Below are 25,388 nucleotides of genomic sequence, written 5' to 3' on the forward strand. Positions count from 1 at the left end.
GAGGTTTATAAAATCATCTTTTGCTGAGTGATATTTTTGAATATTATTGAGTGTTTAACGCAGAAACGGAAGTGTTTTGTAACTATTTGGTAAATCAAGTGAAATAGTTGCATTATAAATGGGGAGAGTAATAACAGATCTGCGTATTAAATCGGCTTCGGGTATAATTGGCAAAAATTATGAAAAAATGATTCAACTTTGTCGATCATTGGATTTTGCAGAATGATGGCTATTATATATGGTCAAACATTGCGACAGATAGGATCAAACAATCAAAAGGATTCTCAAGATGAATGAGTCAGCACAAGATTATATTGCTAGCGCTAAGGAAGTATTAACTATTGAAGCGGATGCCGTATTAAAACTGCAATCACAGATTGATGCTAATTTTATTGCGATCTGTGAATTGTTAAAAAATTGCAAAGGTCGCGTAGTTGTCAGCGGAATGGGGAAATCAGGGCATATTGGTAGTAAAATTGCCGCAACTTTAGCAAGTACCGGTACACCGGCGTTTTTTGTACACCCTGCGGAAGCAAGCCACGGAGATTTAGGAATGTTAACGCCGGAAGATGTGGTGCTTGCGCTCTCAAATTCGGGGGAAACCGATGAGATTATTGCCATTTTACCGATTATTGCCCGTCGTAATATCCCCCTTATTGCCTTAACTGGGAATGAGGCTTCAACACTGGCGAAGATGGCGGATTTTCATCTATTAGTCCGTGTTGAGAAAGAGGCTTGTCCACTGAATTTAGCCCCTACAGCGAGTACTACGGCGGCGCTTGCAATGGGAGATGCGATTGCAGTCACACTCTTAGAGATGCGTGGGTTTACTTCAGAAGACTTTGCTTTTTCACATCCTGGCGGGAAATTAGGGCGACGCTTGCTATTACGGGTTGCAGATATTATGGCACCTTTAACGGAGCTTGCCGCCTTACCTGCTAATACAACTTTGACCGATACCTTATTGGCAATGACACAAAAGCCACTCGGGGCTGCGGTGGCAATGGATGATGAGGGGATGTTGCAAGGCATCTTCACAGAGGGGGATCTGCGCCGTTCATTGATGACAGGACGAGATATTCACGATTTAACATTGGCTGATTGTATGACGGTAGCGCCCTTTAAGGTCGCGCCGGATGCGCTTGCGGTAGATGCGGTACACCTGATGGAAACAAAGCGCATTACTGCGCTGCCAGTTGTGGAGAATGGCAAGGTGTTGGGGCTGATTAATATGCATCATCTATTACAAGCAAGAGTGATTTAACGCTGTGGGAAGATTAATGCTCAATCCGGAGCAAGCGAGTGCCGTGAATCATATTCATACGCCTCTGCTGGTGCTCGCCGGCGCAGGTTCTGGTAAAACGCGGGTCATTACGGAGAAGATTAAGTATCTTGTGCAGAAAGAGTTTTACGATCCTCGCTCCATCTATGCGGTTACCTTTACGAATAAAGCCGCTAAAGAGATGGCGGATCGTTTAGGGCAAACGCTTGGTTATTCTCAAGGAAAAAAGGTACGGGTTTCCACGTTTCATACACTTGGGTTATCGATTTTAAAACGGCACGGCTCACATTTAGGGCTTCGTAAGGGCTTTACGATCTATGATCAAAAAGATACGTTGCAATTGATGGATTCACTATTGGAGGGCGGTCTTGATACCGCTAAATTAGCACTCGATCGCATTTCGATGTGGAAAAATGATATGCGAACGTTCGACTCTTTGAAAGCGGCCGCAGCAGATGAGTTTGAGATACGGTTAGTTGAACTTTATGAGACTTATCAAGCACAGCTACTCTCTTATAATGCCATTGATTTTGATGATCTAATTCTGCTGCCAATGCAGTTACTGCAGCAGTTTCCGGAAGTAAGAGATTATTGGCAACAAGCCATTCGCTATATGTTGGTGGATGAATATCAAGATACGAATCTATGCCAATATGAATTGGTTAAACTCTTAATCGGCCCTGGGCGGCATTTAACGGTTGTGGGGGATGATGACCAGTCGATCTATGCTTGGCGCGGGGCGCGTCCTGAGAATTTGCATCAACTTAAAGTCGATTTTCCGGATTTAACACTCATTAAATTGGAGCAAAATTATCGCTCTACTGGTCATATTCTACAAGCCGCAAATCACGTGATTGCGATCAATCCGCATCTCTATGAGAAAGCCCTCTGGTCTAATCTTGGAGAGGGCGAGAAGATCGCCATTCGTGAATTTAAAAGTGCCGAGGCGGAAGCGGAATATGTGGCAACGACGATTGCCCACGATACGATGTTACACGGCAAAGATTATACTCAATATGCGGTGCTTTACCGGGGGAATCATCAAGCGCGTATTTTCGAGATGGCCCTAAGAATGCGAGGCATTCCGGTGAAAGTTGTGGGGGGGACGAGCTTTTTTCAGCAACCTGAGATTAAAGATCTGCTCTCTTATCTTAAGCTCATTATGAATCCTGAAGATAATCCTTCGTTACTGCGGATTATCAATATCCCTAAGCGGGAGATTGGTGCAGTAACCCTCAAAAAAATCACTGAATTTGCTCAAACGCATCAGCTTACGCTTTTTGAAGCGTTAGAACATCCTCATTTAAGCAGCTTTGTGGGTAAGAATGCCCAAAAATGCGCCACTTTTGCCCACACGATTCGAGGGCTTGCGAAATATGAGATGGATGTAGAGAATCTCTTCGATAAATTAATTCACGCTATTGGCTATGAGAATTATCTTCGGGAGCAATCTACTTCGCCGAAAGCATTTGAACGGAAGATGAATAGCGTCAATGCATTACGGGAATGGTTTGCCGGAGAGCGGGGCGCGTTATCGGATATCTTATCGCATTTAACCTTAATTTCTATCTTAGAGAATCAGAGTGAAGAGAAGGAGGAGAATGCGGTAACCTTAATGACGCTACATAGTGCTAAGGGCTTGGAATTTCCTTATGTCTTTATGGTAGGCTTAGAGGAAGATATTTTACCGCATCGTAATAGTATCGATAATGATATGGTCGAAGAGGAGCGCCGACTCTTTTATGTCGGGGTGACAAGAGCAAGAGCAAAACTCGATATCACATTCTGCCGGCAACGTAAGCGTTATGGCGAATGGGAGTCTTGTAAACCGAGCCGTTTCTTAGAAGAGCTACCTGAGGGAAATATTATCTGGCATAATCGAGATAAAGGCCCGTCAAAAGAGGAGATGCGACAAAATACTGCGCAAACTTTAGCGGGCTTACAGGCGATGCTCAATAACTTAGAGCGGTAAAATTGGAGCGAATCGAGAGCGTTCTATTGTGAATAATTCTATCGCGGATAGGGCTATCGTTTCTAAAGGTCAGTCTAGAAACTAACGATATTAGCAATAGTAGAGAATAGTGAGGGGAGAGAATGGCAGAGATAAGCACAATGAGAAAGGGGGATAGATGCAAGTCCCTGACTGCTACTGATTCCACTATGAATTATTCTACTGATCCTGATCATCATTCTGCAGAGGGTCGATCTAGGGCATTATGGCGCTCTTTAAGTGTAGGGCGATATAGTCTTTATAATCTCTTGCTACTGTTGGTGATGGGATTGACAATCCTCGCAATTACTTACGGTTTCTACCGATTTCTACAAGCGAAATTACCATTAGGCGCATCGATAGAATCTATCGGAATGAGGGAAATCTTAGCGCTTTTAACGCAATTTTTTCAGCTGAAATATTTATGGGCGGGGCTCTTTCTGATTTTTGCCCTTTGTTGGAGTTATCTCTATCTCTGCCGTATTAAAGCGACGATATTGCCTACTTCATTAGGCGCACTACTGTTACTGCTCTTTTATGGGCTCTTAATTTACCTAGGATATCGGATCTATCTTGCTTTTCAGGGCAGTTCACTGCTATTATTTTCGGCAAAATTGAAACAATTTATCAAAGCGCCCACAGAGATCCGTTTTGAACAGCTCATTCCGCCAGCGTGGATTGCGCTATTACAACAGAAGATCTATCTCAATCTTTTATTAGGGGGCTATATGTTGTTATGGCTCTCGGCATTGCTGCTTCCAAAACGATCAGATGATCGATCGCAAGTAGTTAGCTCATCAGTTCTAGCATCATCAGTTTCAGCATTATCGGCCTCGAAATCGGTGAGTTATCAATTCATCAAATATAGTGCAATAGGGCTCTTACTGCTATTTTGTGCTTTCACCTTTTACGGTGCGATAAAGGTGATGCTGTACTCAATTCCAATGGAATACTTTACCCATTATGACCATTTCTTAGAGTTCATTGCGCCACTACGAGGGCGATAGAATGCATCGGGGAATGGTGATAATTGCATTGATCGCATCCATAACCTTAAACGGTGGCGTACTGTGGTATATCTGGCGCAATGCACCAATTTTATTCACGCTATCCTCGAGTAATGCCGGTGCGATGCAGTATCACCCGGAGTATCTTCTTGTACAGATGCTCACTGCTGAGGGTGCGGATCAAGCGGAAGCGCAAGGGGAGAAGATGGTAGCCGATGCGGATCGATCAGATGAGCAACATAGATCAGATAAAATCAACAAAAGAGAGAAAGCAAAATTAGAGGATCAATCGCTGATATCGACTGATAATCAGGAGCTATCCACACCACAATCTCAATCTGATCCTGCAATAACGATGATCAGTACAGAGAGTGATATCAACAATGAGGATAGAGTTCAGGTGGTAAAATATGAAGAACTCTTAGTAACACCTGATGCCGAGAATAATCAACAATCGAAGCAAGATCAATTATCGCAAGCGCTAGCGGATCAGTCGCGAAAGGAAGAGAAACCCATTACTGAATCTGCAACAACAGCACCTCTAAAACCGACTTCGAAATCTATTTCAAAACCGACACAATCGCCGGCACAATCAAAAAACTCAGGAGAACTGAAAGCTGGTCGCCGAGAGGGGAGTGGTGATATTAATTCAATGAGTGCAGCGCCGGTACAAGGGGATCCTTTAGCAGATCGATTAACGGGTGGTATTCACCGTTCGATTCAAGGATGTTATCCTGAAGCTTCAAAGCGCCGGGGCGAGGAGGGTGTTGTCTATATTCGTTTGCAACGTCAAGGAGATCGCATTGTCCCCCAATTAGAAGAGAGCTCAGGGTTTCCACGATTAGATCGCTGTGCGCTTGAGTCTGTGAGTAAGGCGGTTCAATCATTGCCGGCAACACAAATTCCGGCGCAAGGGCTTCGTTTGAAGCCCATTCGATTTCAATTGCGCTAAGAAAATTGGGAAAGCCGTTTGAATCATAATGTTTTTGAACCGATCCATTGCAACAATTTATTGCAACCATTCATTGAACAGATAATATTGAAGAGATCATTTCATTCATCGTTGAGAGAAAAAGGGGCATAGATGCCATTCGCTTTAGAGGTTGAGAATCTACAAGTCGTGTTATCAACGGGTCAAGCTGTGTTACAGATTCCGGCGCTATCGATCCCGAAAGGAGCAAGAGTTGCGATTATTGGGGCGAATGGTTCTGGGAAAAGCACCTTGTTGCGTGCACTTGCCGGCTTAATCCCGGCAGGGTTTGATCGTTATCAGCTCAATCATCAATCCTTTGAGTCGATGACATTGCTTCAACGAGCACGATTTCTCAGTTATATCGGTCAACAACAGCAACCGGCCGAGGGAACAACCGCTTGGGAATGGTGCTTATTAAGCCGATATCCTTACGCCACTTCGGCATTAGAGAATCGGCAAATTATTGAACAAGCATTACTGATGAGCGGCGCTTTGGAGTTTGCGGATCGCACTTTAGAGAGTTTAAGTGGTGGAGAGCAGCAACGGGTCTATATGGCAGGGGCCATTGCACAAGAGACGCCGGTGATCTTTTTAGATGAAGTCAATGCCGCTTTAGATCCCAAATACCGAGAAGCCTTTAATCAATTATTGGCGCAATTGACAGATAAAACAATTCTCTCAATCACTCACGACCTCAATGGCTTAATGCAATATACCCATATTTTGGCATTAAAAGGGGGGGAAATGGTGGCTTTTGGCGAACGGTCTTCCACCTTAAATAGAGTGCTTCTTTCGCATCTTTTTGATTATGCTTTTACAGCGCTCGATCACGATGGCGTTACCCGCTACTTTTAAAGGATCTCATCTATGAAAAAGCAGATTCATCAGGCCGACAGAGATTCGCAATCGACAAACTTGCAAGAGGACGGGGGAGATCTCTCAACAATGTTATCAGCGAATACCGCTCACTCATTGCATTTAGCTAATATTCGTAAATTACGATTATTAATCGCACTATTCGGCTTATCGTTATTGGTGATTATGATTGCGCCGATGTTTGGATTAACCTTTATCACCCCTTGGGGCGAGCAATCGGCCATATTTTGGCAAATGCGTTTCCCGAGAATGTTAGCCGCGTGGTGCGTAGGTGCAGGGCTCTCTGTATCAGGCTTAGTATTTCAGGCAATTTTACGTAATCCATTAGCAGAACCCTTTACGTTAGGGGTGGCTGCCGGTGCAAGTTTAGGCGCCGCGATCTATATCTATTTGGGGCTCAGTTTTACGCTTGGCCTAATCAGCGGGATCTCGTTTGCCGCCTTTTTAGGCGCTACTTTAATCACGTTACTGATTTATACGATGCATTTTCGCCGGCAAGCCGATCCAATGAAGTTATTATTGATGGGCGTGATTTTAACGTTCTTTATCTCAAGCATTTTGATGTTACTCCAATCGCTTGGAAAATCCTCTTCGGCATTAGCGATGATGAGTTGGATGATGGGGCGGTTTTCGATGATTTCATTGACAGAATTGTGGCAATTACTTTTGGTCACTATCGTTGGGCTTACCATTATTAGCCTCTTTTCAGGGCAGCTTAATCTACTGCAACAAGGAGAAGTCGTCGCCTTTACCCGCGGTGTTGATAGCAGTAAAACAATGGGCTTTCTCTTTCTTGTGGTGAGCTTGATGACTGGGATTTTTGTCGCGTTAACCGGACCCATTGGTTTTGTGGGAATGTTGGTCCCTCACGTTGTTCGTAAATTGTTTGGCGCAGATCATCGTTGGTTAATCCCGGCTTCCATTCTGCTTGGAGGTACGATTCTGATTTTAGCAGATACCATTGGTTCCTTGTTGCTACGACCTGCTGAGATCCCTGTGGGGGTTGTTACCGCGATTTTTGGAGCACCCTTTTTCCTCTATATTCTGCTTAAAAAACAGCGACAAGCGCATTTTGTGAAACCAAAGTAGCGGTTAGGGGTCACTGATTGAGGAAGAAATAGCTTAAACATCATTGGACTTTATAAGCTTAAATGAGTGATTTAAGGAAAATATGATCTATATAGGCTTGTATAAATAGTGATTATTGCTATTATTACAGGCCAAGATCTTTGATGATCTATCCTATTCGAGGTTAGGCTCGGGAAGCAGGGTGAAATTCCCTCACGGACCCGCCACTGTGAAGTTATCGCGATTTTTATCGTAGTAATCTAAGTCAGACACCACCTAGCCCTTTATTTACTCTCGAGGTTTAAGAGGCTCACATCTATGAAATTTCCCCAAAAGCGCACTGCGCTTGCTCTTTTTGCTATCCTTTCATCCACCGCATTCGCACAAAATGTCGCCGTTACAGAAAAAAGTGATGAGATTGTTTTTACCGCTAATAAAACCCCTACACTATTAAGCGAAGTGGGTAGCCAAACCATCGTCATTAATCAGCAAGAGATTGAAAATCGCCAATACCATTCAGCCACAGAAGCCCTAGCGGCACAGCCGGGTGTTATTTTAAGTCAAAATAGTAATAGTGGACCAAGTTCTATTTTTGTGCGAGGTGCAAATAGTGCAAATACTTTAGTATTAGTCGATGGGGTACCTTTAGGCGATCCAATAGGCACAGGTAGAACAGTAGATTTTTCTTTATTAGGATCACTTTTAGATGTTGATCGAATTGAGGTATTGAAAGGTCCTCAAAGTTCTATTTATGGTAGTTCTGCAATGGGCGGCGTCATTCAAATTTTTACTAATAATTTGAATAAACCGGGAACTAGATTGCGCTTGATGGCGGGATCTCATGGGACCATACAAGTAAGTGCGACTACAACAGGAGCAGTAGGGGATTTTCGATATTCTTTAGGTGGATTAATTGATAATACTCGAGGTATTGATATTTCTACTCGAGAAAATAAGCCCGCACAACAATATGATAAAGATCGAAATAAAAATCGCCAATTATCAGGTCGGTTTAACTATCTTTTGAATGAGAATTTTGATGTTGATTTAGCTTTAACTTATAACAATCGTTACTCTGAATATGATAGTGATTTTTCTAATTACTATTGGGACCCATACAATGATTATAATAAGTCGAAATTATTTACAGGACGACTAGCTTTAAATGGTTCATTTTTTGAAGATCAATGGACATCAACATTGTCCTATGCTTTGACCCAAATCCACAGGGATAATTATACGAGTAATGATATTGGGGTGTGGGGGCTACCTGCAACAGGTTCTGCACCGGCTTATTATCGTTTCCGAGGAAAGACTCAAACGATCAATTTTGATAATGAACTCACGTTCTATAAAGACTTTGCAACACGATTTGGTTTTGCTTATCAAAAAGAGCAGGGATCTGGTAGCGATAGGGTGAACCATTCGCAAAATACTAAGAGTATTTATGTTGAGCAATCACTTAATTTTGCTGATAAATTCTTTAATACAGTTGGCATTCGGTATGATAAAAACTCTATTGCAGGAAGCAAAACGACGTATCGTTTAACTTCTCGTTATAATTTTAATGAGATGGTTGCTATCAAAGGAAGTTTTGGGACAGGGTTTACTTCTGCTAATGTTTATCAACTTTTCGATACTTTTGCCGGTAATAGAGATTTGAAGCCTGAAACAAGTAAGGGGTTTGATATTGGTGTGGAATTGAAGCCAACTACAAATAGCTTAATTGCGTTGAGTTATTTTGATACTCGTTATAAAAATATGTTTACTAATGACAGTAGTACTCAATGGAAATATGAGAACTTGAGTAAAGCGAAAATATCCGGCTTTGAAATCGTTGGATCTGTAGAAATTAATGATCAATGGGGATTATCCGGTAGTTATACTTATCTTGATGCTAAACAAAAAAAAGAGGGAGGCCAATATAAAAAAATGCTTCGTCGTCCGAAACATCAAATTACGGCTAGTGTAACTTATAAACCGATTGAAGCTATTACTTTAAATGCTTCAGGAACTTACTATGGCAAACGTCAGGATGAGAAGAATAATCAAGATATAGAACTCTCAAGTTTTGCCGTATTTAATATTGCCGGTAGTTATAAAATCAATCGCCGATTCAGCGTAGATGCGAAGATTCAAAATCTCTTTGATAAAGATTATGAGTTTGCGAAAGGTTACCGTGAAAATGGTCGCACTGCCTATGTGGGAATGAATATTGATTTGTAATGAATGACCATTCATAGTCGCAGATACTAGGAAATAAGAGGAGGCTAAGGGTCATCGTGATCGTTAGCCTCTTTGTTATATCGAGAATGCGAAATAAGGGTAAATTCTGTTTAATGCGGTTAGAAAGGCGAGTAGAATAGGGGGATCATCAATGACCAATAAGGTGATTAATATCGTGAAAAAGAGATGGATACAGATCGGGAAATGGTTCGCTTTGGGGATGCTTCTGTTTGTTGCACAATTTGCACAAGCGGAAAACTTAGTTTTACCAAAAGGGGAGAGCTTAAATTGTCAGCGGATTGTTTCAATATCGCCGGCGATTAGCGATATTTTGATGGATCTTAAGCTAGAGGATAATGTGATCGGCGCGACCCGTTATTGCAAATTACCTGAGAAAAAAGATCGGGAATTAGTAGGGGGTTACTTTGATTTGAATATTGAAAAAATCATGTCGCTGCGGCCAGATATCGTCTTTCTTGAAGGGATGCCTAATAATCCTATTTCTCAACGTCTCGATTCTTTGGGAATTAAGAATCGTGCTTTTGCGCTTGATACCTTAGATGAAATGGAGGGAGCAAAACAGGAGATTGGGCATTACTGTGAAGGGGAGATTGTGATCGATGGCTTAACGTTAAAAGAGTTTTTAGCGCACAAAGTCCCACAGAATGTGACGGATCATCCTAAGGTTTTAATTCTCTATAATTATGGCGAGAGCTCTGAGAAAATTTTGCCAAGATTAGCAGCAGGGCGGAGCTTTCATGGAGAGTTATTAGAAACACTAGGAATGGAGAATGTCTATTTAGGTTCGCTTAATGCACCAGAATTAACGAGGGAAGCCATTTCTCTCTTAAATCCGGAATGGATCTTTATTCTCAATGGCCTGATTACCGATCCTGAGCAACCTTATAATGTGTTAGAGGTACAAAATATTCATCCTAAATGGGAATTTCTGTCAGGCGTTAAGGCTGTTCAGCAGTCACACGTCTATGAGATTCGAGGGTTTTATACACAAATTCCGTCTGTTGCAGCAATGGAGCAATTAGGAGAAACATTAAGCCAGTTAGTCTATGGCGATCAGCGAGAAAAAACGGAGTGATCAATCATTTTTGGCGTGGGATATTGCTTAATGTCACTTGATATTCGTCATATTTTTAAGTAGACATTTTGCAAATATGCTAGACTAAGCCCCTTTATTCTTAAACAAATTCGTTGTAGGAGTCTATCATGAGTAAACAACAAACTTTATCAATTATTAAGCCAGATGCAGTTGCCAAAAATGTGGTTGGCGCAATCTATTCACGTTTTGAAGCAGCAGGTTTCAAAATTGTTGCAGCTAAAATGACGCATTTAACACGTGAAGAAGCGGAAGGTTTCTACGCAGTACATAAAGAGCGTCCTTTCTTCAACGACTTAGTTGAATTCATGATCTCAGGTCCAGTTGTGATCTCTGTATTAGAAGGCGACAACGTGATTGCTAAACATCGTGATTTAATGGGTGCAACTAACCCTAAAGATGCATTAGCGGGTACGCTTCGTCACGATTATGCAGAATCAATTGATGCTAATGCCGTTCATGGTTCAGATGCACCTGAAACTGCAAAAGTTGAAATCGAATACTTCTTCGGTCCTAATGTAGTGGGTGCACCAAAAGTGTGTGCATAATTGCCATTATTGGTGATCTGTTCGGGTAGCGTCTATGATAAGCGTATGCGCTACTCGGCAATCCCTAGAATTACAGGATAGAAGAATAATTGATGTTAGACGTTAATATCAAAGTTGAAAATGCCAAACCTCAGACTAATCTCTATAGTTTGACGTTTGACGATTTAAAAGAATTTTGCCTCTCAATCGGCGAGAAACCTTATCGTGCCACACAAATTATGAAGTGGCTCTATCATAAAGGTGTTCGTTCGATTGATGAGATGACCGATGTTTCCAAAAAAACACGGGAAAAACTCAAAGAGATTACGACCTTATCATTGCCGGAAGTGGTGCTGGATCATCTCTCAGAAGATGGTACCCGTAAATGGTTGATTCGTTTAGATTCAGGTAACTCGATTGAGATGGTTTATATTCCGGAAGATGATCGCGGTACGCTCTGTGTCTCTTCACAGGTAGGCTGCGCATTAGATTGCTCTTTCTGTGCAACAGGGAAACAAGGATTTAATCGTAACTTAGCGGTAGAAGAGATCGTAGGGCAGTTGATGATTGCCAAATTGCTCTTAAATGATTTTGAAGAGATCGATAATTTTACCCCTCGTAAAGTCACTAATGTGGTCTTTATGGGGATGGGTGAGCCTCTACTCAATTATCGCAATGTGGTTTCAGCGATGAAGATTATGCTTGATGATTATGGCTTTGGTCTATCTAAACGCCGCGTAACTTTAAGTACCTCCGGCGTTGTCCCGGCGCTCTATCGTCTTAAGGAAGATATCGATGTCGCCTTAGCGATTTCACTGCATGCACCCTACAATACGTTACGAGATGAGTTAGTGCCGATTAATCAAAAATATCCGATTAATGAGCTACTCGATGCTTGTCGCAACTATATTGATGGAACCAATAAGAAGATTACTTGGGAATATGTGCTTTTGAGAGGCGTTAATGATCGCGATGAAGATGCCCATGCGCTTGCACGCCTGATTCGGAATATTCCGGGTAAAGTAAATTTAATTCCTTTTAATCCATTTGATGGCGTTGATTACCAAACCTCAGATCGTAAACAGATTGATCACTTCCGCTCAATCCTAATGGGCTATGGCTTAGTTGCGGTAACTCGTAAAACGCGCGGTGACGATGTGGATGCGGCTTGTGGGCAGTTAGCAGGGCGCGTCAAAGATCGGACTAAGCGGACTATTAGTCAAGAAGAAGTGGTTCAAGGAGAAGTGGCTCAAAAGGACTTGACTCAAGAAGCATTGGTTACTGAACTTGCGTAGCCGGAACTGTTTTTCAGGAACTTTTCATAAGGTTGCTGATAGGTTTTTCAGGAATATTGCTGTACGATAAAAGTCTTAAAGGAGTCTTATATCGCGAGCATAATATGAAGCAAGAAGCATTGATAGTTTACTATTACCAACCTTTCTCACAGGGAGAGGTTGGTTTTTTATTGGGTGAAAATGGGCTTAAAGCCCTCGATATCGAAGGGCTCTATCCGCAAATACGGGAAAATGATCCCAGCATTGCACCGCTATTCTCGAAGAGTCATCTGAAGCAGACGATGTTAAAACAATCATTACGACAAAAGCGAGGATTATCGAATAATAGCCTTGAATTGACCACGAAAATCCGCTGGCAGAAACAGTATGCCCCTTTACCGATAGGAGATCAGTTTAATCCGGTATTCGGTCAATATTTACAAACGGCGATTACAGAGTTATTACGCTATTTTCAAGGTGAAGAGGTGCAATTTACCGTTCCCTTAGATTTGAGTGATGGCACCGCATTTCAACAACAAGTTTGGCAAGCCTTACAACAGATTCCTTATGGTCAGACTATTAGCTATAAAACTTTAGCGATGATGATTAATAATCCTAAAGCAGTGCGTGCAGTGGGTGGGGCTAATGGTCAAAATCCATTGCCGATTATCATTCCTTGTCATCGGGTGATTCAGGCAGATGGCAGCTTAGGCGGTTATAGTGGCGGCGTTGCCATTAAACGGGAATTGTTGGCGCTAGAAGGTGTTGTAGATACGCTCTTTTAAAAGAGATCTTAAGATAGAAGTATCCTTGAGAAATGAGTCTCAAATAATACTCTTTATCCCAAAAAGAGACCAATTAATAGGAGTGCCATAATGATTTGTCCTGTTCCAAGAAGCAGTGCATAGAGTGCAAGTTTTCCCCCTTGTTGTTTTAGAAGCATAAAGTTAAGTCGTAGACCAATGGCGGCAAGGGCAATGACTTCAAAGGCATGACTAAAGCTAAGGAGCACAGCAACAATAGCGTCAGAGACTAATGAGAGAGAATTGAGAGCACAGGCAATGATAAAGCCAAATAGGTACCAAGGAATCAGTTTAAAGAGATGGGGGAAAGAACGCGGTGCGGCACCATGATCGACGTTATTTTCCTTGTTCAATTCCTGTGATTCCTGTGATTGAGGGGCTTGATGGCTATTTTGTGCTAGACGATGAAAGAGCAGTACGATAATAATCAGAGAGGCAATTCGCATAATTTTAAAGAGCGTTGCATCCCGCATTACTTCACCGCCGAGCATACTACTACTAGCGATTACCTGACCGACAGATTGTAAAATGCCGCCAATAAATGCTCCTTGAAGTAGTTTACTATCATAGGCATAGAGCGCAATAACCGGTAAGAGGAACATCATGATGGTGCCCATTAAATTGACGATCGTGATAATAAGGCCCCGCTCAGCATCTTTAGCGCGAATAACCGGTGCAACAGCAGCGATAGCTGACGAACCACAGACCGCATTTCCGGCTGCCATTAATAACGCATAATTTTTACTAAAGCGTAATAACTTGCCGATGAGAAGTGCCAAAATGATGGTGCTACTAATTTGTAGAATGATATAGAGCGTACCGGCAAAGCCTAAGTGGGCAAGCGTTTCAAAGGTTACGGAAAATCCTAATAGGACAATGGCATACTCTAATAATCGGCCTTCTGAAAATTTGGTCCCTTGTGCTAAGATCGGTTGTTTAAAATAGAGATTGCCGGCTAAAATACCAATACCAATCGCAATAGGGCCCGCCCCAATATTCGGAACCCACATAGCAAGCAACATCGCAATGAGAGCAGTGATACAGCTAATCGTTAATCCAGGGAGAATACCAGGAATTTCTTGAGGTTTAGGGATAAATGAGGGGTATTTAAGTAGGGACATAATCGGTCAGGAGAATTTCAAGAGAGTGGGTTAATATAGTATTTATAGTAAGATCGGTTTAAAATAAGCTGATTGAAATGCCGGCACATCAGTTGTAACAAGTAAGGAAGCTGTTCTATCCGGCATCTTGCAAGTGTTGTTTAGTACGGTTTTATGTTTTCTTAAACCAAATTTACTATATAATACGATTTTAAGATTAGATACATGATTGTATAACTGACCTTTATGCTACGCTTTTTTGATAAGAAGTAAAAGTTTCAGTAAAGCCCGATTAAAAAAGCGTTTCTCATACGTGTGAGAAACGCTTGATTTATCTATATGAAAGTATTATGGAAGAGGTGAATTATTCAATTATTCCTACACTTCTAAGACAATTTTACCAATATGTTCACTCGATTCCATCAATGCATGGGCTTTATCCGCCTCAGCTAAGGGGAATGTTTGATAAATGACCGGTTTGAAGTGACCTGCTTCTAAGATCGGTAACAGATCTCGGGTAATATCTTCAGTAAGGCTTCGTTTAAAGGCATATTCCCGGGCGCGCAGTGTACTACCGGTGACGGTGAGGCGTTTTTGCATAATCTTCATCAGATTCGCAGTGACTTTCGCGCCGCCCATTGAGTTGATATAGACAAGACGACCATCAGGATTGAGCAGATCAATATTTTTCTCATAATAATCACCCCCGATCATATCAAGAATCACATCCATTCCGATTGCTTTGAGAACGTCTAAGAAATCTTCCTCTTTATAATTGACAGCAATCGTTGCGCCGAGGGCTTTAACCGCGTCTTGTTTCTCTTGGCTGCCAACCGTTGTATAGACTTCAGCACCGATGATTTTCGCTAATTGAATAGCTGTAATACCAATGCCGCTACTGCCACCATGTACGAGGAATTTTTCCCCTTTTTTAAGACCACCTCGTTGGAAGACATTGCTCCACACGGTATAGAGGGTTTCAGGTAGACTTGCTGCTTCGATAAAGCTTAAATTTTTGGGTTTAGGAAGCGCAAGATATTGATCAACGCGGACATATTCTGCATAACCGCCACCGCCGATGAGGGTAAAGACTTCATCGCCCACTTTCCAGCGGGTAACCTCACTACCCACCTCTTCTACAATGCCGGCAACCTCTAATCCTAAGATATCCTGAGGTTCTCCTTCAGGTGCTGGGTAGTAGCCTTTACGTTGAATGACATCAGGGCGATTAACGCCGGCTGCTTTGACTTTGATGAGAATATCATTAGGGCGTAACTCAGGACGAGGTTTCTCTCCCAGTTTCAATACGGATGGATTACCAAATTCTGTTAAGATTACTGCTTTCATCTTCTCTCCTTTTTAATGCACGTTTTTTGATACAAAATGGTAAGGGATTCTATATTTACCTATTGTACTAAAAGGTATTGAGAAATCTTGGCTCAATATTGATGACTCATAGTTCCTATAGTAACAGGATTAAATGAGTTATTGTGCAAGGAGTTGCTGTAATTTCACTAATGGATGAACGATAGTGACTTGATCAAAGCGTTTCACTTGCGTACGACAAGAAGAACCGGTGGCAAGAAGTGTCACCTTTTCCCCTTGAGCGCCTTCTTTCTGACTGTCTGCAACAATAGGTGCCCAAGATTGTTGATAGATTTTTTCAGAAAGAGGCAGGCTTTCTTTGATATGACCAAAGCCCCCACTCATTCCACAACAGCCACTTTTAACAAGTTCTAGCGATAGACCAAAATGAGCAAAGAGTTGTTGCCAAGCTTTAGGTGCATGAGTTGCATTGGTCTTCTCGGTACAGTGGCTTAGAAGTTGTAATCGCTCTTGAAGTTTGATTTGGGGCAGAGAGTTAGAGGCAGCTTTTTGTGCCAGATAACGATTGAGCCACTCTTGAATCAGTGCCACATGCACTGTTTTTAAACCAATGGCGGGATACTCTTCGCGGTAGGTCAGAGTGATCGGTGGTTCGATGCCCACTAAAGCAATTCCATAGCCAGCAATTTTTTCAAGCAGCGAATGTTGTGCCATTGCTTCAGCTTCAAATTGTTTGAGCGCACCATAAACATGCGCTACTTTGCCAGAAGGTTGATACGGAGCGATAAAGACCTCAATGCCGAGAGCATTTAATAATTGGATAATTCCATTGAACGTAGTGGCATCATAAAACATAAAAAACGAATCAGGTACGATGACAACCGCATTCTCTTTCTGCTCAACCGCTGCCAATAATTGGATATTATCTGTGGATAACTCTGTGTATAGCTTGTGTGCAGATTGATAATTCGCTCTTTCTAATTTCGGGAGATCCACTAATCCCGCTTTAGCAAAGAGTTTCTGTCCCCACTTGTTGCCGGCCATAAAGTTATAGATAGAGCGAACTTTATTGCTCGTAACGGCCATTTTTTCACTACTAATCAGAAGTTTTTCATGCAATGGTCGAGGATGTTTTTGATAATATTGCGCTAAAAATTGGGATTTCGCTGCCGGAATATTCACCTTAATAGGACATTCCCCAGCGCAAGATTTACAGCTCAAACAGAGTGAGAGCGATTGATAAACTTCAGCTTCAAATGGGCGATTCTCAATATTGTGTGACCGTTGTCGTAACCACTCTTTAATCAATTCTGCTCGACCTTTAGGGGAGTAGATGCGCTCACGAGTGGCTTTATAGCTAGGGCACATCGCCGCATCAAGATCATAATTGAAACAAGCACCATTACCATTACAATAGAGGGTCGTCTGATAAGCTGCTTCGGCCCAATAATGGCTATGAATCTGCTGATTAAAATCGGCGCGAAGAGGTACCTCATCGATCTTCAAAAGCGCCTCTTGATGAGGAGAGGCTATTTTGCCGGGATTGAGCTGATTATGCGGGTCAAAAGTGGCTTTCACTTGTTGAATCAGCGGGTAGAGCTTTCCAAAGAAAGATTGTGCATATTCTGAACGAACCCCTTTTCCGTGTTCACCCCAAAGTGCACCGCCATACTGCATACAAAGCGCAAAGACTTGATCGGAAATCGCCCGAATCAGAGGGCGATCTTCCGCTAATTTTAGATCAAGTGCAGGGCGTACATGAATCACGCCGGCATCGGCATGACCAAACATTCCATAGCGAACGTTTGCTTTATCGAGAATTGCGCGGAACTCGGTAATAAAAGGGGCAAGATTTTCAGGCGGAACGGCGGTATCTTCTACAAAAGGAATGGGGCGGCGATTCCCTTGAACTGCGCCTAACAGCCCAACGGCTCGTTTACGTAATCCATAGATCTCATTGACCGCTTTTTTCCCGTGTAAGGGCCGAATAGAGAGACGATGCGGATTTTCCATTTGAGCCATATAGGTCATAAAGGCATCGACCTTTGCAGTTAAGGTGTCCTCATCATCGGCATTAAATTCCACTAGTTGAATCGCTTTGAGTTTTGCATAATCAATGCCGGTAAAATATTGCTCTGTAGTGGCCCAGATAAAATCATTCTTAGCTATTTCCATCACAATGTTATCAATTACTTCAATAGAAGTCGGCTTTGGAATCGCTTGCATCAGATAGGGCGCATCTTCTAGTGCTTTGATAAAGTCATCATAACTAATAAGTACCAGTGCCGTTGCTTTAGGAATCGGGAGCACATTGAGCGTTGCCTCGGTAATCACTGCGAGCGTCCCCTCTGAACCACAGAGAATATGATTCAACTTACTGCAATGGTTACTGCTACTATTATAATTGCCATTATGATGATCGTCATTATGATCATCGCTATGATCTTGTGTAAAATGATCGAGATCATAACCGGTAATAAAGCGGTTTAAAGGGGGGAAATGGGCGCTAATTTCTGCCCGGTTAGGTATTAAAAGCGCCGATAGCGTTGCTTGTAGTGCCTCACTTTTAGGCGAGGCTTGATGTGGACCCGTTGTAATTAACTCACCGCCGATACTATAAGCGTGTAATCCTCTAACGTGTTGACTTGTTTTCCCATATTCACAGCTTCCTTGACCAGAAGCATCTGTATTGATCATTCCGCCGATAGTGGCTCGATTTGAGGTAGAGAGCTCAGGTGCAAAAAAATAGCCTAATGGTCTTAAAAACGCATTAAGCTGATCTTTTACAACACCAGTTTGTACCGTTACGAGGCGCTTCTCTTCATCAAAATGGAGGATTTGATTGAGGTGACGAGAGAGATCTAGAATAATTCCACGATTGAGTGATTGCCCATTCGTACCGGTGCCCCCGCCTCGAGTTGTAAGGGAGAGTACTTGAAATTGGGGTTCATTAAGGAGCTTGAGAACAATGGCAACATCTTCATTATTACGAGGGAAGAGCAGAAGATCCGGCACCACTTGGTAGATTGAGTTATCGCTTGCCGAGACTAGACGTTGGCCATATTGAGATTCAATATCGCCGGTAAATTCAGTTGCTTTTAAAGCGATTATAAATGTTGCTATATCTGCCTGCATATTCGCTGATCGCTGATCTCTAATTGCTTGTGTCATAATCTCTCTTTTCTGCTCAAGTAACACGATAGGGTTGTTGTTATTGGAGAATGGGCTTTCGCATCACTCACGGCTAGCGCATCATTCTTCTTATCAAGCATTATAAGAGTGATCGAAATCATTTCAATGAAAATAATGGAAACAAAAAAGGAATGACATTGAATATCATTCCTTTTATTGCGTTTTTAAGCAGCGCTTATTCTAAAATTATGTACTGAATGAGGGATGCAACGGTTGCAATGATCGTAGCGACAACTACGCCTTACCCGTTGCCCGCTTAGGTTGATCGAGGTAATCCTGTGATTGCATCTCAATGAGTCGGCTAATTGTGCGGTCAAATTCAAAATCGAGCGCCTTTTCCCCTTTTGGCTCATAGAGTTTTTCCATAGGAACATCTGAACCGATGACGATTTTAACGCCTTGGTCATAAAATTCATCGATCATAATCACAAACCGCCGGGCTTCATTCTCTAAGAAGCGGGTCAATTGTGGTAAACCACTAAAGAAGACCGTTTCAAAAATAGAGGCTAAATAGATGAAGTCTTGTGAAGAGCGGGCTTTTTTACAAGCCTCTTCAAAGGTAAACCAAGCGCAATCATTCCCCATTTCGATCATCGTAAAAGGATGGCCATTGACATCGAGTGTAATAGGCTCACTTGTGGTACCGACAATCTCTTCAAACTGTTTTCTAAAATGGGCCTCCTGTGCTTCAGTATCACCCACAAACCAGACATCGGCACTCTCGATATGGCGCATACGATAATCTTGCTCGGTATCGAGAACAATTATTTCAAGGCGGTTCTTGATAATCTCAATGGCCGGTAAAAATTGTTGTCTTTGTAGGCCATTTTTATAGAGCTCATCAGGCTCTCTATTCGATGTGGTAATAAAGAAGATTCCCTCAGCGAGCAGCGCATCTAGCAGTCGATAGAGAATCATCGCATCCGTAATATCGATCACGTGAAATTCATCTACACAGAGTACTTTACACTCTTTGGCAAACTCTTTGGCCACTAATTTCAATGGATCTTCAGCCCCTTGATAACCCCGCATTTTTTTATGCACATCTTGCATAAAATGGTAATAATGTTCCCGAATTTTGGGTACATCAATATTGTTGTAGAAGAGATCCATTAGAAAGGTTTTTCCGCGTCCAACACGCCCATAGATATAAAGCCCACGGGGATCGGTATATTCCATTTCTGTCTCAGCAAAAGGCTTAAAGAGCTTTTGCATAAAGGAGCGCTTCTCTTCTTTAGCCACAGGTTTATCCTGCATAATTTTAGCTTTTAAACGATCATAGGCTTCCGCTACCGAAACCTGTACAGGATCGACATTAAATCCTTTCTCTTCGATGAGTTTAAAGTATGCATCTTTGATAGTTGTCATTATTATTTATCCTCTTGGTGTTTTATTGACTATAACGGAATATATTTATAAAAACTCAAAAATATCCACAAATATATCGATATATAATTGATAGATATCAGAATATTACTCGTTCTTTATCGATGTTTTCTGGCGCCGAGCCCGAAAGAAATCTTGCAGTAAGGTGCGACATTCGGTTTCTAAAATGCGGGGAATAATCTCGATTTTGTGATTAAAAGCTTGGTAATCATTGACATTCAGATGGGTGCCGAGTGCACCATTACGGGAATCCCCAGCACCGTAGACGACAGTTGCGATACGACTATGAAGAAAGCTTCCGGCGCACATTGTACAAGGTTCAAGCGTTACGTAGAGTGTCGTATTGGGAAGACGATAATTCTGCATTACTTGGCAGGCTTCTCGGATGGCCACAATCTCAGCGTGAGCGGTTGGATCGTGGTCGATGATTGAGCGATTATGACCGCGGGCGATAATCTCGCCATTTAGCACAATCACTGCGCCAATAGGAACTTCCCCTAAATGTTCTGCCTTTTTTGCTTCCACTAAAGCTTCGCGCATAAAGTGTTCGTGCTGCGCTAATTCTTCAGGAGCGTATGTCGGGGAAGCAGTTAAAGTCATAGAGATCCTTTACGTTTGCATCAATGCTTAAGAAGAGAAAACGAATCGGCAGAAAATGAATGAAGAGCATTATTATACTGAATATTAAAATAATATAAATTAACTTCCGATTTTCAATCATTATTTTATATCACAATGGCTAGATAATGAAAGACGCTCGATATCAACCTTAAAGAGATGATCTATTTCATCGTAAAGGGATTATCGAGCGTTGATTAATTTTATGATTCTGATTCTATGATGTTTAGGTAAAGAACACCCATTGTGCATAGAAGTAATTGACGGTATTAAGTCCAAGAAAGAGCAGGAACACAATCACTGCCGGGCGAAAATCGATCATCCCCGCTTGTAATTTTACCGGAAAGCGACGATTAATCGGGTCTGTTAATTGATTGAGTAGGCTCAAAAAGACATTTTGCCGAGGAGATGAGCCGATCCAACTGCTGATTGCTTGGATAATATAGGCAAAGAGATAGATATAGATAATATTACGGATCACTTCTAGCAGAATCACCCCCACTAATATGAGCGGTGAAATCGGTAACACAGCACCGATGAGTATTAGAAGCAGATATTTCACAATCGTTAGAATCGCTACAGCCACTAAGCAAGACCAATCGGCACTACCGACAATGGGCGTAATTCGGCGAATCGGGAGAATGATGGGATTGGTGAGTTTCACAATAGACTGCACAATCGGATGATAAAAGTTCGCTTTCGCTAACTGCAATAGGAAGCGTAACAGAATAAAGATCATCGCAAAGCTATAAGCGATCTCAATAAAAAACTCGAAGATATTTTGTAGCATCGTTGTCTTATGAACCTTGTAGTTAAAAGAGAGGGAGCATCTCTGCTAGAGAGATACGCTGATTATTCACAATTATAAGGTATTCTGATTAAAAGCCTGAAAACTTTTCCGCTTTTAGGTGTTGTCTGATGATTTTATTTCGGCATTGATGAGTGCCGAAACTACCGGCGCGGGATTGTGGCAAGAGCAGGATCGTTCGCCTCGGCGGTGAGATTAATCTTTTGAGTTATTTCCAATGAAAGCTGATTCGTGGCGGGAGGGAATGCTTGCAATTCCAGAGAAACCCCGCGCCCGCAAGTGAGAAGCACAAAGCCTCTCAACCGGATGGATCTCTTCGTCTGCAATTAAACGTATTGTGAACCTTTCGGCATTGACGAGTGCCCAAACTGCCGGCGCGGGATTGTGGCAAGAACGGGATCATTCGCCCCGGCGGTGAGATTAATCTTTTGAGTTGTTTCTAGTGAAGGCTGATTCGTGGCGGGAGGGAATGCTTGCAATTCCAGAGAAACCCCGCGCCCGCAAGTGAGAAGCACAAAGCCTCTCAACCGGATGGATCTCTTCGTCTGCAATTAAACGTATTGTGAACCTTTCGGCATTGACGAGTGCCGAAACTGCCGGAGCGGGATTGTAGCAATAATGGGATTATTCGCCCCGGCGGTGAATCAGCTTTAGAATGGCTTAGAACTTAGACAATCGTATCGCCAATCTCTTTTGAGAGTACTTGATCTCGATCGTAAGCGGCTTGCATTGCACGTTTTAAAACATCATCAAGATGATCTCTCTCTAAGCTAAAGACAGCTTGTTCTGTGGTACCTTTAGGGGACATCACATTTTTCTTGAGGGTTTCTAGCGGAATACCGGCTTCTTGACTATATCGAGCCGCACCGAGCATTGCTTGTTGAGTTAAGATCAAACTACTTTCAGGATCTAATCCCATTGATTCGCCCACTTTTGTCATAATATCCATAATATAGAAGAAGTAAGCAGGGCTTGAGCCTGACACCGCTACAACCGCCGAAATCAACGCTTCAGATGGGAGCCAAGTAATGACGCCACAACTTTCAAAGAGCGTTGAGACAATGGCTTTTTGTGTATCACTAGTTGCCGTATTCCCATAAAGGCCCGTTGCGCCTAAGCCTATGGAAGAGGGCGTATTGGGCATTGCGCGGACGATCGCAATTTGATTGTCTGCTTGCCCTAAACCTCGAGCAATCGCTTCAATCGGAATACCGGCAGCGATAGAGAGAATCAGCTGATGGGGCTTAATGAGCGGTTTAAGTTCCGCCAATAACGCCGGAAAACCTTGCGGTTTGATTGCTAAGACAATCACATCTACTGTTTCGATAAATTCTCGATAATCGTGAGTCGCTTGAACGCCGAGTGTTTCTGTAAAGAAATGGCGTTTATTCTCATTACGATCACATACATAGAGCTCATAAGGGGAACCCTTTGCTGTGAGACCTGAGAGAATTGCTTGGGACATATTACCGCCGCCGATAAAACCAATTTTATAACGCATAGAAAATCCTTATCTGTTTTTTGTATCTATTTTTAAACTCTATTTTGAAATTTTATTTTTTATATCTCTATCTTTCTATATGACTGCAACAATCATCTCTGATGATGGCTTGAGGGAGCATCATCGATTATGAGAGCTCAAGTAGATGACGTTTAAGATCCTCGATCTCATCTCGAACTCGCGCAGCTTCCTCAAATTCAAGGTTTTGCGCGTGATTGAGCATCGCTTTCTCTAATTGCCGTAAGTGTTTTGCCAATAGTTTCGGATTCGCTCTGAAGGCTTCTTCTTGCTTGATCGCTTTTTCATCGACAATTAATTTCCCTCGATATTCCTTGAGATATTCCTGTTTAGGTGTGTTATCTCGGGCATCGTACATCACATCTTGAACCGCTTTGCGAATGGTTTGTGGTGTGATGTTGTGCGCGGTATTAAATTCTTCTTGAAGTTTGCGCCGGCGCTCTGTTTCATCAATGGCGTAGCGCATCGCTTTGGTGATCTTATTCCCGTAGAGAATCGCTTTCCCCTCGGAATTTCGAGCGGCTCGGCCAATGGTTTGGATTAATGAGCGTTCTGAACGTAGAAAACCCTCTTTATCTGCATCTAAAATCGCCACTAAGGAGACTTCCGGAATATCTAATCCCTCACGCAAAAGGTTAATGCCGACTAAGACATCAAAAACGCCTAAACGCAGATCTCGAATAATTTCCATTCGTTCAACAGTATCAATATCAGAATGGAGATAGCGCACTTTGACCTGATGTTCCGAGAGGAACTCGGTGAGATCTTCGGACATTTTTTTGGTTAAAGTGGTGACTAATACCCGTTCCCCTTTTTCCGTTCTTAGAGCAATTTCCGAGAAGAGATCATCAATTTGGGTATCTGCCGGGCGAACCTCGACAATAGGATCGAGTAACCCCGTTGGGCGCACCACTTGTTCGACCACTTGATCAGCGTGTTCCGCTTCATAAGTGCTTGGTGTGGCCGACACAAAAATCGTTTGTGGCATTAACGCTTCAAATTCTTCAAAGCGAAGAGGGCGGTTATCAAGGGCTGAGGGCAGTCTAAATCCATAATTGACAAGGGTCTCTTTACGGGAGCGATCCCCTTTATACATTGCACCGACTTGCGGAATGGAGACGTGAGATTCATCCACAAATAAAATGGCATTCTCGGGTAGATAATCAAAGAGCGTAGGTGGCGGTTCGCCGGGTTTGCGACCGGAGAGATAGCGCGAGTAGTTCTCAATTCCTTGGCAGTAACCTAACTCAATCATCATCTCAATATCAAATTTAGTGCGCTGTTCGATTCGCTGTGCTTCTAATAATTTATTGTCGGCGCGAAGCACTTCGAGGCGTTGACGAAGCTCCTCTTTAATCTCATCAACTGCTGCTAAGAGCCGATCTTTCGGGGTCACATAGTGGCTTGAAGGATAGACAGTTAAGCGAGTTACAGAGCGTGAGACGTGACCTGTGAGCGGATCAAAGTAGGAGAGATTCTCAATTTCATCATCGAATAGCTCGATTCTAACCGCATCTCGCTCACTCTCTGCTGGGAAGATATCGATAATTTCCCCGCGAACCCGAAAGTTTCCGCGCTCAAGAACGGTATCGTTGCGCGTATATTGCAGTTCCACTAAACGTTGAATAATCGCCCTCTGATCGATTCTTTCCCCTTTCGTGACGTGAAGGATCATACTCATATAGTGATCCTTGTCCCCGAGTCCATAAATCGCAGAAACGGTGGCGACAATAATGGTATCAGGGCGCTCTAAGATTGCTTTAGTGGCGGAGAGCCGCATCTGTTCGATATGATCATTGACAGAAGCATCCTTTTCAATAAAGGTATCGGAGGCCGGCACATAAGCTTCAGGCTGATAATAATCGTAATAGGAGACGAAATACTCTACGGCATTATTGGGGAAAAATTCTTTCATCTCACCATAGAGTTGTGCCGCTAGCGTTTTATTGGGTGCAAGAATAATCGCCGGCCTTTGAGTATTTTGAATCACATTGGCCATAGTAAAGGTCTTCCCGGAACCTGTTACGCCGAGCAGTGTTTGATAGGCAAGCCCGTCCTCTAGTCCCTCGGTTAAAGCTTCAATCGCTTTAGGTTGATCCCCGGCGGGAGAATAGTGGGTAGAAATCTTGAAATTGATTGGATCTGACACCATATTAAACTCGATTATCTATAAGATATTGAAAGAAATATTGTAAGAAATGAGATAGGAAATATAAAAGCGAATGTTAAAAGGCTACTATAGCATAACTTCTATCAAAGGCTGTTAGGTGTTAAGATCTTAAGAGTCAATAACAAACGC

General features: G+C 42.5%; 19 protein-coding genes and 1 riboswitch. Of the genes, 11 read left to right on the forward strand and 8 right to left on the reverse strand.

What is annotated here, in order from left to right; genetic code table 11:
• Positions 1 to 289: 289 nt before the first annotated feature.
• The 11 genes from WMO13_RS01340 (at position 290) to WMO13_RS01390 (ending at position 13,122) form a co-directional block, all read left to right on the forward strand.
• The gene (locus tag WMO13_RS01340; RefSeq protein WP_026878380.1) at positions 290 to 1,264 is read left to right on the forward strand and encodes a KpsF/GutQ family sugar-phosphate isomerase; all 975 of its coding nucleotides are present in this window, start codon (positions 290 to 292) and stop codon (positions 1,262 to 1,264) included.
• Positions 1,265 to 1,280: 16 nt separating this feature from the next.
• On the forward strand, positions 1,281 to 3,254 hold the full coding sequence (locus tag WMO13_RS01345; protein WP_034855266.1) for a UvrD-helicase domain-containing protein: 1,974 nt from the start codon (positions 1,281 to 1,283) through the stop codon (positions 3,252 to 3,254).
• A 188-nt stretch (positions 3,255 to 3,442) separates the two neighbouring features.
• The gene (locus WMO13_RS01350) at positions 3,443 to 4,279 is read left to right on the forward strand and encodes a hypothetical protein (RefSeq protein ID WP_026878382.1); all 837 of its coding nucleotides are present in this window, start codon (positions 3,443 to 3,445) and stop codon (positions 4,277 to 4,279) included.
• A gap of 13 nt (positions 4,280 to 4,292) precedes the next feature.
• Complete coding sequence (locus WMO13_RS01355; protein WP_169727758.1) at positions 4,293 to 5,231, forward strand: TonB family protein; 939 nt, start codon at positions 4,293 to 4,295, stop codon at positions 5,229 to 5,231.
• A 132-nt stretch (positions 5,232 to 5,363) separates the two neighbouring features.
• Positions 5,364 to 6,107 carry an ABC transporter ATP-binding protein gene (locus tag WMO13_RS01360; RefSeq protein WP_026878384.1) on the forward strand — a complete coding sequence of 248 codons (744 nt, stop codon included), beginning with the start codon at positions 5,364 to 5,366 and terminating at the stop codon, positions 6,105 to 6,107.
• 12 nt (positions 6,108 to 6,119) lie between these two features.
• Positions 6,120 to 7,217 (forward strand): FecCD family ABC transporter permease, encoded by a 1,098-nt coding sequence (locus WMO13_RS01365; protein WP_245601137.1) that lies wholly within the window; start codon positions 6,120 to 6,122, stop codon positions 7,215 to 7,217.
• Between the two features lie 147 nt (positions 7,218 to 7,364).
• Positions 7,365 to 7,491, forward strand: a riboswitch (cobalamin riboswitch).
• 23 nt (positions 7,492 to 7,514) lie between these two features.
• Positions 7,515 to 9,422 carry a TonB-dependent receptor plug domain-containing protein gene (locus WMO13_RS01370; protein ID WP_026878386.1) on the forward strand — a complete coding sequence of 636 codons (1,908 nt, stop codon included), beginning with the start codon at positions 7,515 to 7,517 and terminating at the stop codon, positions 9,420 to 9,422.
• Positions 9,423 to 9,573: 151 nt separating this feature from the next.
• Positions 9,574 to 10,518, forward strand: a complete 945-nt coding sequence (locus WMO13_RS01375; protein ID WP_026878387.1) for an ABC transporter substrate-binding protein — start codon at positions 9,574 to 9,576, stop codon at positions 10,516 to 10,518.
• A 128-nt stretch (positions 10,519 to 10,646) separates the two neighbouring features.
• Complete coding sequence (ndk, locus tag WMO13_RS01380; RefSeq protein ID WP_026878388.1) at positions 10,647 to 11,084, forward strand: nucleoside-diphosphate kinase; 438 nt, start codon at positions 10,647 to 10,649, stop codon at positions 11,082 to 11,084.
• A gap of 92 nt (positions 11,085 to 11,176) precedes the next feature.
• Positions 11,177 to 12,358, forward strand: coding sequence for a 23S rRNA (adenine(2503)-C(2))-methyltransferase RlmN (gene rlmN / locus WMO13_RS01385; RefSeq protein ID WP_051396090.1), 1,182 nt, complete (start codon positions 11,177 to 11,179; stop codon positions 12,356 to 12,358).
• Positions 12,359 to 12,639: 281 nt separating this feature from the next.
• Entirely contained in the window at positions 12,640 to 13,122 is a 483-nt protein-coding gene (locus tag WMO13_RS01390; protein ID WP_026878389.1) for a methylated-DNA--[protein]-cysteine S-methyltransferase, read from the forward strand.
• A gap of 53 nt (positions 13,123 to 13,175) precedes the next feature.
• Here the strand turns inward: WMO13_RS01390 and WMO13_RS01395 are convergent, their stop codons facing one another.
• The 8 genes from WMO13_RS01395 to uvrB all read right to left on the reverse strand — a co-directional run bounded on the left by WMO13_RS01395 (position 13,176) and on the right by uvrB (position 25,241).
• Positions 13,176 to 14,261 (reverse strand): YeiH family protein, encoded by a 1,086-nt coding sequence (locus WMO13_RS01395; protein ID WP_051396092.1) that lies wholly within the window; start codon positions 14,259 to 14,261, stop codon positions 13,176 to 13,178.
• 357 nt (positions 14,262 to 14,618) lie between these two features.
• The gene (locus WMO13_RS01400; protein WP_026878391.1) at positions 14,619 to 15,587 is read right to left on the reverse strand and encodes an NAD(P)H-quinone oxidoreductase; all 969 of its coding nucleotides are present in this window, start codon (positions 15,585 to 15,587) and stop codon (positions 14,619 to 14,621) included.
• Between the two features lie 138 nt (positions 15,588 to 15,725).
• Positions 15,726 to 18,737: an FAD-binding and (Fe-S)-binding domain-containing protein gene (locus WMO13_RS01405; protein WP_026878392.1), complete on the reverse strand. Its 3,012-nt coding sequence runs from the start codon at positions 18,735 to 18,737 to the stop codon at positions 15,726 to 15,728.
• A 255-nt stretch (positions 18,738 to 18,992) separates the two neighbouring features.
• Entirely contained in the window at positions 18,993 to 20,126 is a 1,134-nt protein-coding gene (zapE, locus tag WMO13_RS01410; RefSeq protein ID WP_026878393.1) for a cell division protein ZapE, read from the reverse strand.
• A gap of 105 nt (positions 20,127 to 20,231) precedes the next feature.
• Positions 20,232 to 20,744, reverse strand: a complete 513-nt coding sequence (gene tadA / locus WMO13_RS01415) for a tRNA adenosine(34) deaminase TadA (protein ID WP_051396093.1) — start codon at positions 20,742 to 20,744, stop codon at positions 20,232 to 20,234.
• A gap of 244 nt (positions 20,745 to 20,988) precedes the next feature.
• Entirely contained in the window at positions 20,989 to 21,552 is a 564-nt protein-coding gene (locus tag WMO13_RS01420) for a YggT family protein (RefSeq protein ID WP_051396094.1), read from the reverse strand.
• A gap of 685 nt (positions 21,553 to 22,237) precedes the next feature.
• Positions 22,238 to 23,071 carry a pyrroline-5-carboxylate reductase gene (gene proC / locus WMO13_RS01425; RefSeq protein WP_026878396.1) on the reverse strand — a complete coding sequence of 278 codons (834 nt, stop codon included), beginning with the start codon at positions 23,069 to 23,071 and terminating at the stop codon, positions 22,238 to 22,240.
• 127 nt (positions 23,072 to 23,198) lie between these two features.
• On the reverse strand, positions 23,199 to 25,241 hold the full coding sequence (gene uvrB / locus WMO13_RS01430) for an excinuclease ABC subunit UvrB (protein ID WP_034855268.1): 2,043 nt from the start codon (positions 25,239 to 25,241) through the stop codon (positions 23,199 to 23,201).
• Positions 25,242 to 25,388: the final 147 nt, after the last annotated feature.

Origin of the sequence: Ignatzschineria larvae DSM 13226, from assembly GCF_038500265.1 — a bacterium.
GTDB classification, from domain to species: Bacteria; Pseudomonadota; Gammaproteobacteria; order Cardiobacteriales; family Wohlfahrtiimonadaceae; genus Ignatzschineria; species Ignatzschineria larvae.

Excerpts from the sequence above, each read along its gene's own strand:
- WMO13_RS01350 (WP_026878382.1), top strand. The coding sequence starts at position 3,443 with ATGAATTATTCTACTGATCCTGATCATCATTCTGCAGAGGGTCGATCT.
- WMO13_RS01395 (WP_051396092.1), bottom strand. The coding sequence starts at position 14,261 with ATGTCCCTACTTAAATACCCCTCATTTATCCCTAAACCTCAAGAAATT.
- WMO13_RS01370 (WP_026878386.1), top strand. The coding sequence starts at position 7,515 with ATGAAATTTCCCCAAAAGCGCACTGCGCTTGCTCTTTTTGCTATCCTT.
- uvrB (WP_034855268.1), bottom strand. The coding sequence starts at position 25,241 with ATGGTGTCAGATCCAATCAATTTCAAGATTTCTACCCACTATTCTCCC.
- WMO13_RS01400 (WP_026878391.1), bottom strand. The coding sequence starts at position 15,587 with ATGAAAGCAGTAATCTTAACAGAATTTGGTAATCCATCCGTATTGAAA.
- zapE (WP_026878393.1), bottom strand. The coding sequence starts at position 20,126 with ATGACAACTATCAAAGATGCATACTTTAAACTCATCGAAGAGAAAGGA.
- WMO13_RS01405 (WP_026878392.1), bottom strand. The coding sequence starts at position 18,737 with ATGACACAAGCAATTAGAGATCAGCGATCAGCGAATATGCAGGCAGAT.
- WMO13_RS01345 (WP_034855266.1), top strand. The coding sequence starts at position 1,281 with ATGCTCAATCCGGAGCAAGCGAGTGCCGTGAATCATATTCATACGCCT.
- WMO13_RS01340 (WP_026878380.1), top strand. The coding sequence starts at position 290 with ATGAATGAGTCAGCACAAGATTATATTGCTAGCGCTAAGGAAGTATTA.
- WMO13_RS01355 (WP_169727758.1), top strand. The coding sequence starts at position 4,293 with ATGGTGATAATTGCATTGATCGCATCCATAACCTTAAACGGTGGCGTA.
- tadA (WP_051396093.1), bottom strand. The coding sequence starts at position 20,744 with ATGACTTTAACTGCTTCCCCGACATACGCTCCTGAAGAATTAGCGCAG.
- WMO13_RS01390 (WP_026878389.1), top strand. The coding sequence starts at position 12,640 with ATGTTAAAACAATCATTACGACAAAAGCGAGGATTATCGAATAATAGC.
- WMO13_RS01365 (WP_245601137.1), top strand. The coding sequence starts at position 6,120 with ATGAAAAAGCAGATTCATCAGGCCGACAGAGATTCGCAATCGACAAAC.
- ndk (WP_026878388.1), top strand. The coding sequence starts at position 10,647 with ATGAGTAAACAACAAACTTTATCAATTATTAAGCCAGATGCAGTTGCC.
- proC (WP_026878396.1), bottom strand. The coding sequence starts at position 23,071 with ATGCGTTATAAAATTGGTTTTATCGGCGGCGGTAATATGTCCCAAGCA.
- rlmN (WP_051396090.1), top strand. The coding sequence starts at position 11,177 with ATGTTAGACGTTAATATCAAAGTTGAAAATGCCAAACCTCAGACTAAT.
- WMO13_RS01360 (WP_026878384.1), top strand. The coding sequence starts at position 5,364 with ATGCCATTCGCTTTAGAGGTTGAGAATCTACAAGTCGTGTTATCAACG.
- WMO13_RS01375 (WP_026878387.1), top strand. The coding sequence starts at position 9,574 with ATGACCAATAAGGTGATTAATATCGTGAAAAAGAGATGGATACAGATC.
- WMO13_RS01420 (WP_051396094.1), bottom strand. The coding sequence starts at position 21,552 with ATGCTACAAAATATCTTCGAGTTTTTTATTGAGATCGCTTATAGCTTT.